At 73.6% G+C, this 12,994-nt stretch carries 15 protein-coding genes; 8 read left to right on the top strand and 7 right to left on the bottom strand.

The window, feature by feature from the left end:
• Window positions 1-3 precede the first annotated feature (3 nt).
• From ACMATS_RS13650 to ACMATS_RS13640, 3 genes are all read left to right on the top strand, one after another.
• The gene (locus ACMATS_RS13650; RefSeq protein ID WP_336414193.1) at window positions 4-645 is read left to right on the top strand and encodes a DUF6758 family protein; all 642 of its coding nucleotides are present in this window, start codon (window positions 4-6) and stop codon (window positions 643-645) included.
• 79 nt (window positions 646-724) lie between these two features.
• Window positions 725-1,582 (top strand): PHP domain-containing protein, encoded by an 858-nt coding sequence (locus ACMATS_RS13645; RefSeq protein ID WP_390776383.1) that lies wholly within the window; start codon window positions 725-727, stop codon window positions 1,580-1,582.
• Window positions 1,583-1,718: 136 nt separating this feature from the next.
• Window positions 1,719-2,327, top strand: a complete 609-nt coding sequence (locus ACMATS_RS13640; RefSeq protein ID WP_336414191.1) for a MarC family protein — start codon at window positions 1,719-1,721, stop codon at window positions 2,325-2,327.
• A 79-nt stretch (window positions 2,328-2,406) separates the two neighbouring features.
• Here ACMATS_RS13640 and ACMATS_RS13635 read toward each other — a convergent pair whose 3' ends face one another.
• The gene (locus ACMATS_RS13635; protein WP_171087432.1) at window positions 2,407-2,559 is read right to left on the bottom strand and encodes a hypothetical protein; all 153 of its coding nucleotides are present in this window, start codon (window positions 2,557-2,559) and stop codon (window positions 2,407-2,409) included.
• 242 nt (window positions 2,560-2,801) lie between these two features.
• Between ACMATS_RS13635 and ACMATS_RS13630 the strand changes: the two genes are divergently transcribed.
• Window positions 2,802-3,596 (top strand): VOC family protein, encoded by a 795-nt coding sequence (locus ACMATS_RS13630; protein ID WP_391152527.1) that lies wholly within the window; start codon window positions 2,802-2,804, stop codon window positions 3,594-3,596.
• A 7-nt stretch (window positions 3,597-3,603) separates the two neighbouring features.
• Here the strand turns inward: ACMATS_RS13630 and ACMATS_RS13625 are convergent, their stop codons facing one another.
• Both ACMATS_RS13625 and ACMATS_RS13620 read right to left on the bottom strand, forming a co-directional pair.
• A complete protein-coding gene (locus ACMATS_RS13625) occupies window positions 3,604-4,476 on the bottom strand; it encodes an alpha/beta fold hydrolase (protein WP_414168026.1) in 873 nt (290 codons plus the stop codon).
• Window positions 4,477-4,574: 98 nt separating this feature from the next.
• Entirely contained in the window at window positions 4,575-7,283 is a 2,709-nt protein-coding gene (locus tag ACMATS_RS13620; RefSeq protein ID WP_414168025.1) for a DEAD/DEAH box helicase, read from the bottom strand.
• Window positions 7,284-7,803: 520 nt separating this feature from the next.
• Between ACMATS_RS13620 and ACMATS_RS13615 the strand changes: the two genes are divergently transcribed.
• The gene (locus tag ACMATS_RS13615) at window positions 7,804-8,538 is read left to right on the top strand and encodes a ferritin-like fold-containing protein (RefSeq protein ID WP_390776387.1); all 735 of its coding nucleotides are present in this window, start codon (window positions 7,804-7,806) and stop codon (window positions 8,536-8,538) included.
• A 53-nt stretch (window positions 8,539-8,591) separates the two neighbouring features.
• On the opposite strand, the gene ACMATS_RS13610 is transcribed toward ACMATS_RS13615, so the two are convergent.
• The 4 genes from ACMATS_RS13610 to ACMATS_RS13595 all read right to left on the bottom strand — a co-directional run bounded on the left by ACMATS_RS13610 (window position 8,592) and on the right by ACMATS_RS13595 (window position 10,480).
• A complete protein-coding gene (locus ACMATS_RS13610) occupies window positions 8,592-8,873 on the bottom strand; it encodes a hypothetical protein (protein ID WP_390776388.1) in 282 nt (93 codons plus the stop codon).
• Window positions 8,874-9,057: 184 nt separating this feature from the next.
• Window positions 9,058-9,285 carry a DUF3107 domain-containing protein gene (locus ACMATS_RS13605; protein WP_336414185.1) on the bottom strand — a complete coding sequence of 76 codons (228 nt, stop codon included), beginning with the start codon at window positions 9,283-9,285 and terminating at the stop codon, window positions 9,058-9,060.
• A 154-nt stretch (window positions 9,286-9,439) separates the two neighbouring features.
• Window positions 9,440-10,093 carry a TetR/AcrR family transcriptional regulator gene (locus ACMATS_RS13600; protein ID WP_390776389.1) on the bottom strand — a complete coding sequence of 218 codons (654 nt, stop codon included), beginning with the start codon at window positions 10,091-10,093 and terminating at the stop codon, window positions 9,440-9,442.
• A 168-nt stretch (window positions 10,094-10,261) separates the two neighbouring features.
• Window positions 10,262-10,480, bottom strand: a complete 219-nt coding sequence (locus ACMATS_RS13595; RefSeq protein WP_414168024.1) for a hypothetical protein — start codon at window positions 10,478-10,480, stop codon at window positions 10,262-10,264.
• Window positions 10,481-10,620: 140 nt separating this feature from the next.
• Here ACMATS_RS13595 and ACMATS_RS13590 point away from each other — a divergent pair, with 140 nt between their 5' ends.
• From ACMATS_RS13590 to ACMATS_RS13580, 3 genes are all read left to right on the top strand, one after another.
• On the top strand, window positions 10,621-11,607 hold the full coding sequence (locus ACMATS_RS13590) for an alpha/beta fold hydrolase (protein ID WP_390776391.1): 987 nt from the start codon (window positions 10,621-10,623) through the stop codon (window positions 11,605-11,607).
• The gene (locus ACMATS_RS13585; protein ID WP_414168023.1) at window positions 11,600-12,751 is read left to right on the top strand and encodes a DUF3152 domain-containing protein; all 1,152 of its coding nucleotides are present in this window, start codon (window positions 11,600-11,602) and stop codon (window positions 12,749-12,751) included. Before ACMATS_RS13590 ends, ACMATS_RS13585 begins: the two co-directional genes overlap by 8 nt.
• A 108-nt stretch (window positions 12,752-12,859) precedes the next feature.
• Window positions 12,860-12,952, top strand: a complete 93-nt coding sequence (locus ACMATS_RS13580) for an Ms4533A family Cys-rich leader peptide (protein WP_390776393.1) — start codon at window positions 12,860-12,862, stop codon at window positions 12,950-12,952.
• Window positions 12,953-12,994: the final 42 nt, after the last annotated feature.

Here is a 12,994-nt window from a genome sequence, read left to right as displayed (position 1 = left end):
GCTATGAGGGGCGAACCCAGTTGCCCGAAGTGCGGTGGCCGGGTGCGAGCGCCCGGTCTCTTCGCCGACTCCTGGCAGTGTGCTGTGCACGGCACGGTGCAACCCCTGCAGCCGGTCGTCCCACCGAGCGTGGAGGCGCTGGCCGTCGTGGTGCGGCGGGCCCGGGTCCCGGTCTGGATGCCCTGGCCGCTGCCCGTCGGATGGCTCTTCACCGGCGTCGTCAGTGCGGGGGACGACCGCAGCGGCGGCCGTGCCACGGCCGTGGCCTGCTCGGGCCCGAGCCCGCTCGGCGGCCCCGGCGAGCTGCTGCTGGTGGCGGAGGAGCTCGGCATCGGACTCGGCGCGCGCTACGCGGGGGTCGACGGCCCCGACCCCGGCCCCCTGCTGCGGGTGGACCGCTCGCCCCACGCCAAGGTGCACGCCGCCGGCCGCCCCACCCCCCTCTGGCACGTGGAGGGAGCCCCCGGTGACCGGGCGGTGTTCGCGGGCGAGGCGCGCGGGCTGTGGCTGTGGGCGATCGTCTGGCCGGAGCGGTCGGGCCTGCTGATGTACGACGAGCTGGTGCTGACCGATCTGCGGGACGCGGGCGCCGAGGTGGACCTGCTGCCGTGCGGTGCGCTGTCGCCGCGCATCCTCTCGCCCTGAGGCGACACGGTTCACGTTCGTACGACAGTTATCCTGAACCGGTCCTGTCCGTTCTGCTGAGTACCGGGGAGTCCGCGTCGTGCGCATCGATCTGCACACCCACTCCACGGCTTCCGACGGTACGGACACCCCCGCCGAGCTGGTCCGCAACGCGGCCGCCGCGGGCCTGGACGTCGTCGCGCTGACCGACCACGACGGGGTCGGCGGCCACGCCGAGGCCGTCGCGGCCCTCCCCGCCGGGCTGACCCTGGTCACCGGCGCCGAGCTCTCCTGCCGGCTGGACGGCGTTCCGCTGCACATGCTGGCCTACCTCTTCGACGCGGCCGAGCCGGAGTTCGCCCGCGCCCGGGACTTCGTCCGCGACGACCGCGAGCCGCGCGCCCGCGAGATGGTCGCCAAGCTCAACGCCCTCGGCGTGCCCGTCACCTGGGAGCGCGTCGCCGCGATCGCCGCCGGGGGCGCCGTCGGCCGGCCGCACGTGGCCGCCGCCATGGTCGAGCTCGGGGTGGTCCGGACCGTCTCCGAGGCCTTCACCCCCGAGTGGCTCGCCAACGACGGCCGTGCGTATGCCGAGAAGCACGAGTTCGACCCCTTCGAGGCGATCCGCCTGGTCAAGGCCGCGGGCGGGGTCACCGTCCTCGCGCACCCGCTGGCCTTCAAGCGCGGCCAGTGCGTCTCCGACAGCGCGATAGCCGAGCTGGCCTCGGCCGGGCTCGACGGCGTCGAGGTCGACCACATGGACCACGACGCCCCCACCCGGGCCCGGCTGCGCGGCCTCGCCGCCGAACTCGGCCTGCTGCCGACCGGCTCCAGCGACTACCACGGCAGCCGCAAGACCTGTGTCCTCGGCGAGTTCACGACCGACCCGGAGATCTACGGGGAGATCACGCGCCGCGCCACGGGCGCGTTCCCCGTTCCGGGCGCCGGCGGCTGCTGACAGGCGCTCGCGCGCACTCGTACGGACCCGGCGACCGCACCGGCGGCGTCCGTGCACCCCTGCATCCGTGCCCGTCGTGCACGGCACTTCCTCCTCCCCCCTTTCCTCTCGCTCACCCCCTCTGCAAGGCCTCACTGTGTTCGACTTCGCTGTCTTCGGTTCCCTCTTCCTCACGCTGTTCGTGATCATGGACCCGCCCGGCATCACGCCGATCTTCCTCGCCCTCACCTCGGGCCGTCCCGCCAAGGTCCAGCGCCGCATGGCCTGGCAGGCCGCGTCGGTCGCCTTCGGCGTGATCACCATCTTCGGGATCTGCGGCAAGCAGATCCTCAACTACCTGCACATCACCACGCCCGCCCTGATGATCGCGGGCGGTCTGCTCCTGCTGCTCGTCGCGCTGGACCTGCTCACGGGCAAGTCGGAGGAGCCGAAGCAGACGAAGGACGTCAACGTCGCGCTCGTCCCGCTGGGCATGCCGCTGCTGGCCGGCCCCGGTGCGATCGTCTCGGTGATCCTCGCCGTGCAGCGCGCGGACGGGCTCGCGGCGCAGGTCTCGGTGTGGTGCGCGATCGCCGCGATCCACGTGGTGCTGTGGGTGGTGATGCGGAACTCGCTGCACATCATCCGGGTCATCAAGGACGGCGGCGTGGTGCTGGTCACCCGGCTCGCGGGCATGATGCTCTCCGCGCTGGCCGTGCAGCAGATCATCAACGGCATCACCCAGGTGATCGCCGGGCACCACTGAGAGCCTCTCCGGACGCAGGAAAGCCCCGCACGGCCGTTGCCGTGCGGGGCTCTTCGTATGGGGGAGTCGCGCGTGCGCGTTACCGGGCCGTGGAGTCGGCCGGGCGGATGTAGATGCGCTGGCCCGTCGAGGCGGCCTGCTGCACGATCCGCTTGACGGATGCCGCGTCCACGACGGTGCTGTCCACGGCGGTGCCGTCGACGTCGTCCAGGCGCATGATTTCGAAGCGCATGGCTTCTCCCTTCGTTCGATCCTCCAGTGGAGAAACTGATGTCAGTGGCGCGTGCCGCGACGATGGGGCGCGCGCGTTCTCGATGGGTCCAACGTGCGGGGAGCCTGAAACATTCCCTACGCTAAGGAAATTTTTACCGTAAGTAATTACTGACGAAAGTCCAGAGCGTGCCGGAATGCGCAGGCCCGGAGCGAGTGGAACCCTGGAGATCCCGACCCCGGACTGAATCGAGGCGATCGGCCATGTCGGCTTCCGACCGCGCGGGGCCCGGGATGCCCTGCTGGGTGAGCCTGCTGACCGGTGACCTCGCCGCGGCCCAGCGGTTCTACGCCGCCGTGCTCGGCTGGACCTTCCGGCTCGGCTCCCTCGGCGAGGACTTCTCCGTCGCGCTCGCGGGCGGCAAGCCGGTCGCCGGCGTGGGCGAGGTCGCCCGCCGCATGGGGGTCGCCGTCTCCTGGACCTGCTACTTCGCCGTCGACGACGCCGACCTCGTGGCCGCCCGGGTGCGCGAGCGCGGCGGCACCGTGGCCGTGGGCCCGCTGGCCGTCGGCCAGGGCCGTGCCGTGCTCGCCGCGGACCCGGCCGGGGCCGTCTTCGGCTTCTGGGAGGGCAAGGTCCTGCGCGGCTGGCACATCGGCAGCGGCGTGGCGCCCGCCTGGCTCGAACTGCGCACCCGGGACGCCTTCGCCTCCGCCGTCTTCTACGGCGAGATCTTCGACTGGGACAACCGGCCGGACCTCTGCGAGGTCCGCTACGAGGACGAGGCCGTCATGGTGCGGGCCGGCAGCCGCACCGTCGCCTGCCTGCGCGGCGGTGCCATCGAGGCGGCGCCCGATCCGCGCGTCAGGCCGCGCTGGCACGTCTACTTCCGCGTCGACGACGTCGAGAAGGCCGTCGAGGCGGCCCTCGCGGGCGGCGGCTCCGTTGCCTCGGAACCCGGCGCCGGCTCCGGGCGCATCGGGCGCGAGGCGACGCTGTGCGACCCCGAGGGCGGGATGTTCACGGTGACCGAGAACGGGAACAGCGCGGACGCCTGACGGGGCGTCAGGCCACCGTCTCCCAGAACCGCACGAGCGCCTCGGCCGTGGCCGCCGGACGCTCGGCGTTGGGGGAGTGGCCCGCACCCTGGACGACGGTGCGCACCGCCGACAGCTCCTTCGCCATCGCGTCCATCACCGGCACCGGCCAGGCGTAGTCCACCGACCCGGAGACGACGTGCTTGGGCAGCGGCACGCGGGCCAGCTCCGCCGTGCGGTCCGGCTCGCCGATCAACTGACGGCCGGTGGCCACGAGTTGCTCGGGAACGGTGCGCATCCAGCGCCGGTGCAGGAACTCGGCGAGCTCGGACGGGGCCTCCTCCTCGGGCACGTTGTCCGTCTCCGCGTCCTGGCGCTGCATCTCCTGCCAGACGCTCTCCATGTCCATGGCCGCCAGCGCGCCGACGAGCAGGCGCGTACGGGCCTGCTGCGACTCGGAGATCGCGGCCGGGCCGCTGCTCATGACGGTCAGCGAGCGGAACGCGGACGGCTCGGCCAGGACCGCCGCGCGGGCGATGAGCCCGCCGAGGGAGTGCCCGAGCAGGTGCACCGTCCCCGGTCCGCCGCCGAGCGCGGCGGCCTGCGCCAGCACGTCGCGGGCCAACTCGTCCTGCGCGTAGGCGCTTTCGTCGTGCGGCCCGGCGCTCTCGTGCTGGCCGCGTCCGTCGACGGCGACGGCGCGGTAACCGGCGGCGGCCAGCGGTTCGAGGAGCGCGATGAAGTCCTCCTTGCTGCCCGTGAAACCGGGGAGGAGGAGAACGGTGCCACGGGCTTCCGCGGCCTGGGGCTGCGCGTCGTGCACGGCGAACTCCCCACGGGAGGTGGCGAGCTGGTACGCACGGGCGCACGGGGGGAGGGCGAGGAAGGGGGGCCGGCTCATGGGTCGAGATTAGCGCCACCCCTGCCGGCGCCGGACCGGGGATACGCGTCGGCCCCCGTCGCCCGGGCGGTGCCGGGTGACGGGGGCCGGAAGGCGGATCAGGCGTCGGCCTTCTTGGCCGCGGCACGGGTGCGCCGCGGCTTCGGCACGGAGGCCTCGGCGGTGTCGACGGCCGCCTCGGCCTTCTTGGCGGCGGCGCGGGTGCGCTTGGGGGCGGCCTCGGCCGTCGCCGTCGCGGCCTCGACGGCCTTCTTGGCGCGGGTGCGCCGCACCGGCTTGGCCTCGGCCTCGGCTTCGGCGGCAACCGGCTCGGCTGCGGCCTTCTTGGCCGTGGCGCGGGTGCGCTTCGGCTTGGCCTCGGCCGTGTCGACGGCGGCCTCCGCCTTCTTGGCGGCGGTGGTGCGCGTCCGCTTCGGCTTCGCCTCGACCGCCTCGGCGGTGTCGGCGGTGTCGACGACGGCCTCGGCCTTCTTCGCCGCGGCGCGCGTGCGCTTCGGCTTGACCTCGGCGGTCTCTGCGGTGTCGACCGCGGCCTCGGCCTTCTTGGCGGCGGCGCGGGTGCGCTTGGGGGCGGCCTCGGCCGTCTCCGTCGCGGCCTCGACGGCCTTCTTGGCCGTGGCGCGGGTGCGCTTGGGCTTCGCCTCGGCCGCCTCGGCGGTGTCGACCGCGGCCTCGGCCTTCTTGGCGGCGGCGCGGGTGCGCTTGGGTGCAGCCTCGGTCACCACGGGCTCGGCCTCGACGGCCTTCTTGGCGCGGGTGCGCCGCACCGGCTTCGCCTCGACGGCCTCGGCCGTCTCGACGACGGCTTCGGCCTTCTCCGCCGGAGCCTTGGTCTCGGCCACCTCGGCCTCGACGGCCTTCTTGGCGGCCGCGCGGGTGCGCTTCGGCTTGGCCTCGGCCGCCTCGGCGGTGTCGACGACGGTCTCGGCCTTCTTCGCCGTGGCGCGGGTGCGCCGGACCGGCTTGGCCTCGGCCTCGGCCTCGGCGGCAATCGGCTCGGCCTCGGTCTTCTTGGCCGCGGCACGCAGGCGCTTCGCGGCAACCTCGACCGTCTCGAAGGTGACGGTCTCGGCCTCGACGGCCTTCTTGGCCGCCGCGCGGATCCGCTTCGGCTTCGCCTCGGCAACGACGGCAACCGGCTCGGCCTCGACGGCCTTCCGGGCGCGCGTGCGCCGGACCGGCTCGGCCTCGACGGCCTTCACCGTCGTGACGGCTGCCTCGGCGACGGCCCCCGCCTCGGCGGAGGCGCCCCGCGAGCGGCGGCGGCGCGGCTTCGCCGGGGCCTCCGGCTCCGGCGCCACGGCCGGCACGGCGGCCGGGGCGTCCTCGGCGGCCGGAAGCGCGGTGACCGCGGCCTCCGCGACCGCAGCCCCCGCGGAACCGTTCCGCGTGCGGCGCCGGCGGCGCGGGCGGGCAGGCGTCTCCGGGGCGGAGGTCCCGGCGGCGGTGGCGGTGTTCACGGTCTCCGGCGTGGCCACGGCGGCCTCCGCCGTGGCGGCGAGCGGCGCACCGCTGCGCGTGCGGCGCCGGCTGCGCGGCGTACGGGTGCGCTCGGCGGGGCGCTCCTCCGTCCGGCGCGGCCCCCGGTCCCGGTCCCGGCCGCGTCCGCGGCCCCCGGGCTCGCCGAGGTCCTCGAGCACCTCCGCGTCGAGCCCGGCGCGGGTGCGCTCCGAGCGCGGCAGGATGCCCTTGGTGCCGGCGGGGATCTTCAGCTGCTCGTACAGGTGCGCGGAGGAGGAGTACGTCTCCTCCGGCTCGTCGAACGGCAGCTCCAGCGCCTTGTTGATCAGCTTCCAGCGCGGGATGTCGTCCCAGTCGACCAGGGTGACGGCCGTACCCGCCTTGCCCGCGCGGCCGGTGCGGCCGACGCGGTGCAGGTAGGTCTTCTCGTCCTCGGGGGACTGGTAGTTGATGACGTGCGTGACGTTGTCGACGTCGATGCCGCGCGCGGCCACGTCGGTGCAGACGAGCACGTCGACCTTGCCGTTGCGGAAGGCGCGCAGCGCCTGCTCGCGGGCGCCCTGGCCGAGGTCGCCGTGGACGGCGCCGGCGGCGAAGCCGCGGCGGGTGAGCTGCTCGGCGATGTCCGCCGCCGTCCGCTTGGTGCGGCAGAAGATCATCGCGAGGGCGCGGCCCTCCGCCTGCAGGATGCGGGCGACCATCTCCGGCTTGTCCATGGAGTGGGCGCGGAAGACGTGCTGGGCGATGTGGGCGTGCGTCTGGCCCTGGTCGTCCGGCTCGGTCGCGCGGATGTGCGTCGGCTGCGACATGTAGCGGCGCGCGAGCGAGATGACGGCGCCCGGCATGGTCGCGGAGAAGAGCATGGTCTGACGCTTCGCCGGGAGCATCGTGATGATGCGCTCGACGTCCGGCAGGAAGCCCAGGTCGAGCATCTCGTCGGCCTCGTCGAGGACGAGCGCCTTGACGTGCGCCAGGCTGAGCTTCTTCTGGCCGGCGAGGTCGAGCAGTCGGCCGGGGGTGCCGACGACGACGTCGACGCCCTTCTTGAGCGCCTCGACCTGCGGCTCGTAGGCCCGGCCGCCGTAGATCGCCTGGACCCGGACGTTACGGACCTTGCCCGCGGTGAGCAGGTCGTTGGTGACCTGCTGGCACAGCTCGCGGGTGGGGACGACGATCAGGGCCTGCGGCGCGTCGGAGAGCTGCTCGGGCGTGGCCCGGCCCGCCTCGACGTCGGCCGGGACGACGACGCGCTCCAGCAGGGGCAGGCCGAAGCCCAGCGTCTTGCCGGTGCCGGTCTTGGCCTGGCCGATGACGTCGGAGCCGCCGAGGGCGACGGGGAGCGTCATCTCCTGGATGGGGAACGGGTGGACGATGCCGACGGCTTCCAGGGCTTCGGCGGTCTCGGGCAGGATCCCGAGGTCTCGGAAAGTGGGCTGAGAATTCAGCGGTTCGCCTCTTCTGTGAGACGCGGCGCGGGGCGGCGAAGGGGGTCGTACGTGGGGTCGTACGTACCGCGCCGGGGTACCGATCCCGGCCGGGGGCCGGGTGGCGCGGGACCACTGCCTTCGCTCGTGCACGCGTGCCGCGAGCGGATCCCTCCAGGTGTGCGCACGTCTCGTGCGTACCGCGGGGAGGGCGGTCGGTTTTGTGGAAGCCGATCGGGCCACCGACCGGGCATCCGCTGGAGCTCAGGGGACCTGTTCCCGAGAGACACAGCTTGGGTGCGGCCCGCCGAAGAGTCGGCTGGCCTCCTAGCACTGTACCCCGGAAAGCCGCATGTGTGTCCGGACAATCCTCGGGACGGTTCAGGACGAACCGGCTGACCAGGGCCTTCCCACCGGTGCGGGGCGGGCTATCGTTCGGTCCATGGAGACGCACGGGACGCCCGAGAACGCCGCAGAGCACACCGGAATCGCCGCCCAGGACTGGGCCACGGCCTCCGCCGACCCGCAGTACCGGGCCGCGGTCGTGGACCTGCTCGGCGCGCTCGCCTACGGCGAGCTGGCCGCCTTCGAGCGGCTGGCCGAGGATGCCAAGCTGGCCCCCTCGCTGGACGACAAGGCCGAGCTGGCCAAGATGGCCGCCGCGGAGTTCCAGCACTTCCAGCGGCTGCGCGACCGGCTCGCGGCGATCGAGGCGGACCCCACCGCCGCCATGGAGCCCTTCGCCGCGGCGCTGGACGAGTTCCACCGCCAGACCGCGCCCTCGGACTGGCTGGAGGGCCTGGTCAAGGCGTATGTGGGCGACTCGATCGCCAGTGACTTCTACCGCGAGGTCGCGGTGCGGCTGGACTCCGACACCCGGGCCCTGGTGCTCGCGGTGCTCGACGACACCGGCCACGCCACCTTCGCGGTCGAGAAGGTCCGGGCCGCGATCGAGGCCGAGCCCCGGGTCGGCGGGCGGCTCGCGCTGTGGGCGCGCCGGCTGATGGGCGAGGCGCTCTCGCAGGCGCAGCGGGTGGTCGCCGACCGCGACGCCCTCTCCACCATGCTGGTGGGCGGGGTGGCCGACGGCTTCGACCTCGCGGAGGTCGGCAAGATGTTCTCCCGGATCACCGAGGCGCACACCAAGCGGATGGCCGCGCTGGGTCTGGCGGCGTAGCCGCCGGAGTAAGCGGAACACCCTGCACGCCCCCGGTTCCGGCGTCGGCCGGCTCAGACCGTGGCTGACCGGCGGGGGCGGCGGGGGTCCGGCCGGAGCAGCAGGGACAGCAGCGCGACGGCCACGCCCAGCGACACCCCCAGGGTGGCGAGCAGATGCCCGGGGCCGAGCACCGAGTGGGCCAGCAGGGCGCCGAAGAGCGCGGCGCCCGGTCCCGTGGCCAGCGCCAGGGGGCGCGATCCGAAGTGGCCGAACCGCTCGGGCAGCCAGCGCAGGGCTCCGTAGGAGACGGCGAGGCCGATGAGGACCGAGCCGAGCGCTTCCCAGAGGAGCATGTGGATACCCTCCCGTGCGGTGGCCGAGGAGCGGGGTGCAAATCGGTCGTAGCGGTGTTACCCCCGGACCGTGACGGGCAACCCTCGTTCCGGCGGCCCGTCACCCGTGACGCTCCTGTCCGTTACGACACGGCGAAGGCCCCGGTGCATTCCCGCACCGGGGCCTTCCGTTCGTGCTCGGGCGTCACATCGCGCCGAAGCCGACCTTGCGCACGGCGGGCTCGCCGATCTCCACGTACGCCAGGCGGTCGGCCGGGACCAGGACCTTGCGCCCGCGGTCGTCCGTCAGCGACAGCAGCTGTGCCTTGCCGGCCAGTGCCTCGGTGACCTGGCGCTCGACTTCCTCGGCAGTCTGCCCGCTCTCCAGCACGATCTCGCGGGGCGAGTGCTGCACGCCGATCTTGACCTCCACGGCCTGTCCCTCCGAAGGTGTGCGGTCCCCCTGGCAGGGCCCGGGGGAGGGGTGCGCGGCCAGCCGCGCCGGTACGTTCCACACATTAGCCCGGTACGGGGGCGGGCCGGGCCGGTCCCCGCACGCTCGCAGCGAACACGCGCAGGCTCCGGCCTCAGTGGTTGTCGGCCGCGGCCTTCTCGTGCCCGACCTTGGGGAAACCCGCGATGCCGCGCCAGGCCAGCGAGGTCAGCAGCTGGACGGCCGTCTCGCGCGGGACCGTGCTCTCGCTGGAGAGCCAGTAGCGGGCGACCACCTGGGACACGCCGCCCAGGCCGACGGCCAGCAGCATGGCCTCGTCCTTGGACAGGCCGGTGTCCTCGGCGACGACCTCGCTGATCGCCTCCGCGCACTCCAGCGACACCCGCTCGACGCGCTCGCGCACGGCCGGCTCGTTGGTCAGGTCGGACTCGAAGACGAGCCGGAAGGCGCCGCCCTCGTCCTCGACGTAGGCGAAGTAGGCGTCCATGGTGGCCGCCACGCGGAGCTTGTTCTCGCTGGTGGAGGCCAGGGCGGTGCGCACGGCGTGGAGCAGGCTCTCGCAGTGCTGGTCCAGCAGGGCCAGGTAGAGGTCGAGCTTGCCCGGGAAGTGCTGGTAGAGCACCGGCTTGCTGACCCCGGCACGCTCGGCGATGTCGTCCATCGCCGCCGCGTGGTAGCCCTGGGCCACGAAGACCTCCTGGGCCGCACCCAGGAGCTGATTGCGTCGGGCTCGGCGCGGCAGGCGCGTGCCTCGCGGGCGCGCCTCGGTCTGCTCGATGGCTGTCACGCCGCCTCCCATGATTGTTCTGTGCACGGCCCACGCCGCGCCCGCCATCGTACTTTTGGGTAACCGGGCCGTGCGTGGTCGGAGCGGAGAATTTCGCATCCCGGACGCTGTGGGGAGCCGACAAATTCCCGACAAATCGCATTCCGCGCCGCCCGCGGCGGCCGTGGGTCAGCGGTAGTCGTCCTCGTCGATTTCCACCACCCGGGCCTGCTCGGCGCGGTCCGCCTCGTTCGCCGCACCCGGGTCGACGTGCTCCAGCGGCTCGTCCCGGTGCGGGGCGAGGTCCGCGTGCTGCTCGGCGGCGTCCGCCTCGGGGGCCTCCACGTCGAGCTCCTCGGCGTCGGTCTCGTCCTCGAAGGTGTCGGGGTCCATCGGATCCACGGGCATGCGGAACCTCTTTCCGGCATCCAGGATGTGCGCCCTCGTACTCCTTGGTACGAGCCTAGGAGACCCGGCCCCGTACCGCCAGGCGATCTGTGACCGCCGCCACAGAGGTCCCGGCGTGATCGTCTCGTAACATTGCCCGCATGTCATCGACCGAGTCGCCGCACGCCCGTGTCGTCCCCGTGGTGCCGCCCTCGCGGCCCTCGCGGGTCGCCGAGGGCGAGGAGCTGCGCACGGTGACCCTGCCGGGCGTCACGCTCGCCGTGCGCTCCCGGCCGCCCGTGCGGGAGGGGCTGCCGCCCGCCCTCTACGTGCACGGGCTCGGCGGATCCTCGCAGAACTGGTCCGCCCTCATGGGGCCGCTCGCGGACACCGTCGACGGCGAGGCGCTCGACCTGCCGGGCTTCGGCGACGCACCGCCGCCGCAGGACGGTGACTACTCCATCGCCGGGTACGCGCGCGTGGTCGTCCGTTACCTCGACGCCTCGGGCCGCGGGCCCGTGCATCTGGTCGGCAACTCCATGGGCGGTGCGATCGCCACGCGCGTGGCGGCCGCCCGGCCGGACCTCGTCCGCACGCTCACCCTGGTCTCGCCCGCCCTGCCGGAACTGCGCCCGCAGCGCACGGCCCTGCCGACCGGGCTGCTCGCGGTGCCGGGCCTCGTCTCCCTCTTCGCCAAGGCCACCCGGGACTGGAGCCCGGAACAGCGCACGCGCGAACTGCTCGCGCTCACCTACGGCGACCCCGCACGGGTGACGCCGGAGGCGTTCGCACTGGCGGTCGAGGAGTACCGGCGGCGGCTGGAACTCCCGTACTTCTGGGACGTGATGGCGCGTTCGGCGCGCGGCATCGTGGACGCGTACACCCTGGGCGGGCAGCATTCGCTGTGGCGTCAGGCGGAACGGGTTCTTGCCCCTACTCTGCTCGTGTACGGGATGCGCGATCAGCTCGTCTCGTACCGTATGGCCCGGCGGGCGGGCGCGGCTTTCCGCGACTCGCGCCTGCTGACACTGCTGGAGTCGGGACATATCGCCATGATGGAGGACCCCGGCGCGGTGGCCCGCGCCTTCCGCGAGCTGCTCGCGGACACCGCCACGACGACTGGACGGAGCGCCCCGCCCCGTGGGTAAACACAGCGCACGAGCGGACCGGCCCGCCGACGGGCCGGCTGCCGCCCCCGGTACGGGCCGTCGGCGCGCCCCGGCCGGCCGCGGCACGGACGACCCCCTGCCCGGTCCCGGCACGCCCGCCGGGGCTCCGCGCGACCCCGTCCTGGGCTGGGGCGTCATCGGGTCGCAGCGCGCGCAGGGGGCCGGCGGGTACGGCGCTTCCGGCCGTGCGCCGACCGGATATGTCAAGGGCGAGGCGTCCTTCACCCCCGGCTTCACCCCCTCCGGGGGCGGGCGCGCCGGGGTGCCCGAGCCGCGCCGCGAGGCCGCCGGGCCGTCGGGCGGCGCCCACCGGGCCGGCAGCAGCGGCGTGGTGCGCACCGTGACCGGGGTGGCCGCCGCCGTGGTGACCGCGGTGCTGGCCGTCGCCGTCGCCGGGCAGGTCGAGGACGGCCAGGAGAGCAGGGCCCAGGCGCGCGCCGCGGACACGGACGGCCGGCAGGGCGCCGGCGCCGCCTCGCGCTCCGACAGCCGGCCGACCCCCAACGGCGGCGCCGAGCTCCCGGCCACGTACGAGCAGCAGATGGCCCGCAAGTACCCGCTGGACCCCGCCGCCAAGGGGGCGGGCGAATTCGCCACCATGGGCGGCCACGACAGCGCCCCCGGCAAGGGTGAAGTCCTGCGCTACCGCGTTGACGTGGAGAGAGGGCTGCCGCTCGACGGCACGCTCTTCGCCACGGCCGTGCACCGCACCCTCAACGACGACCGCAGCTGGGGCCACGGTGGCACCCGCACCTTCGAGCGCGTCTCGTCCGGCACGCCCGACTTCGTCATCACCCTGGCCAGCCCGCAGACGACCGCGGCCTGGTGTGCGAAGTCCGGCCTGGACACCACCGAGGACAACGTCTCCTGCGACTCCGCCGCGACCGACCGCGTCATGATCAACGCCTATCGCTGGGCGCAGGGTTCGCAGACCTACGGCGACCAGATGCACGCCTACCGGCAGATGCTGATCAACCACGAGGTCGGCCACCGGCTGGGGCACGACCACGAGACCTGCGAGAAGCAGGGCGGGCTGGCGCCCGTGATGATGCAGCAGACGAAGTTTCTGTCGACGGACGGCAGGACGTGCCGGGCCAACCCTTGGCCGTACCCGGCGAACTAGGGCCTTCGTCCCTGACGGGGCGATACTCGTGACCGCATAACGAGACTTGTCGTCTCTCGTGGTGAGACGGCTTTGCGGGCTGGCCGGATTTCAACCAGTCTTCTTCCCATGCCGCACCACCACGCCTCCGAGAACGCCAGCATCGAGCTGGCTCTGCTCGGCGTGGCCGCGCACGCAGTCGCCGACATTCTCTGTCGCTGAGACCGCCTTCCCCCTTCCCCCGGGGGCGGTCCGAGCGCTCCC

The organism is Streptoverticillium reticulum, assembly GCF_047456005.1.
In the GTDB taxonomy this organism is placed as follows: domain Bacteria; phylum Actinomycetota; class Actinomycetes; order Streptomycetales; family Streptomycetaceae; genus Streptomyces; species Streptomyces reticulum.
This window is presented reverse-complemented; position numbering and strand designations above follow the sequence as displayed.

Excerpts from the sequence above, each read along its gene's own strand:
- ACMATS_RS13650 (WP_336414193.1), top strand. The coding sequence starts at position 4 with ATGAGGGGCGAACCCAGTTGCCCGAAGTGCGGTGGCCGGGTGCGAGCG.
- ACMATS_RS13635 (WP_171087432.1), bottom strand. The coding sequence starts at position 2,559 with ATGCGCTTCGAAATCATGCGCCTGGACGACGTCGACGGCACCGCCGTG.
- ACMATS_RS13630 (WP_391152527.1), top strand. The coding sequence starts at position 2,802 with ATGTCGGCTTCCGACCGCGCGGGGCCCGGGATGCCCTGCTGGGTGAGC.
- ACMATS_RS13625 (WP_414168026.1), bottom strand. The coding sequence starts at position 4,476 with ATGAGCCGGCCCCCCTTCCTCGCCCTCCCCCCGTGCGCCCGTGCGTAC.
- ACMATS_RS13620 (WP_414168025.1), bottom strand. The coding sequence starts at position 7,283 with ATGACGCTCCCCGTCGCCCTCGGCGGCTCCGACGTCATCGGCCAGGCC.
- ACMATS_RS13615 (WP_390776387.1), top strand. The coding sequence starts at position 7,804 with ATGGAGACGCACGGGACGCCCGAGAACGCCGCAGAGCACACCGGAATC.
- ACMATS_RS13610 (WP_390776388.1), bottom strand. The coding sequence starts at position 8,873 with ATGCTCCTCTGGGAAGCGCTCGGCTCGGTCCTCATCGGCCTCGCCGTC.
- ACMATS_RS13595 (WP_414168024.1), bottom strand. The coding sequence starts at position 10,480 with ATGCCCGTGGATCCGATGGACCCCGACACCTTCGAGGACGAGACCGAC.
- ACMATS_RS13590 (WP_390776391.1), top strand. The coding sequence starts at position 10,621 with ATGTCATCGACCGAGTCGCCGCACGCCCGTGTCGTCCCCGTGGTGCCG.
- ACMATS_RS13580 (WP_390776393.1), top strand. The coding sequence starts at position 12,860 with ATGCCGCACCACCACGCCTCCGAGAACGCCAGCATCGAGCTGGCTCTG.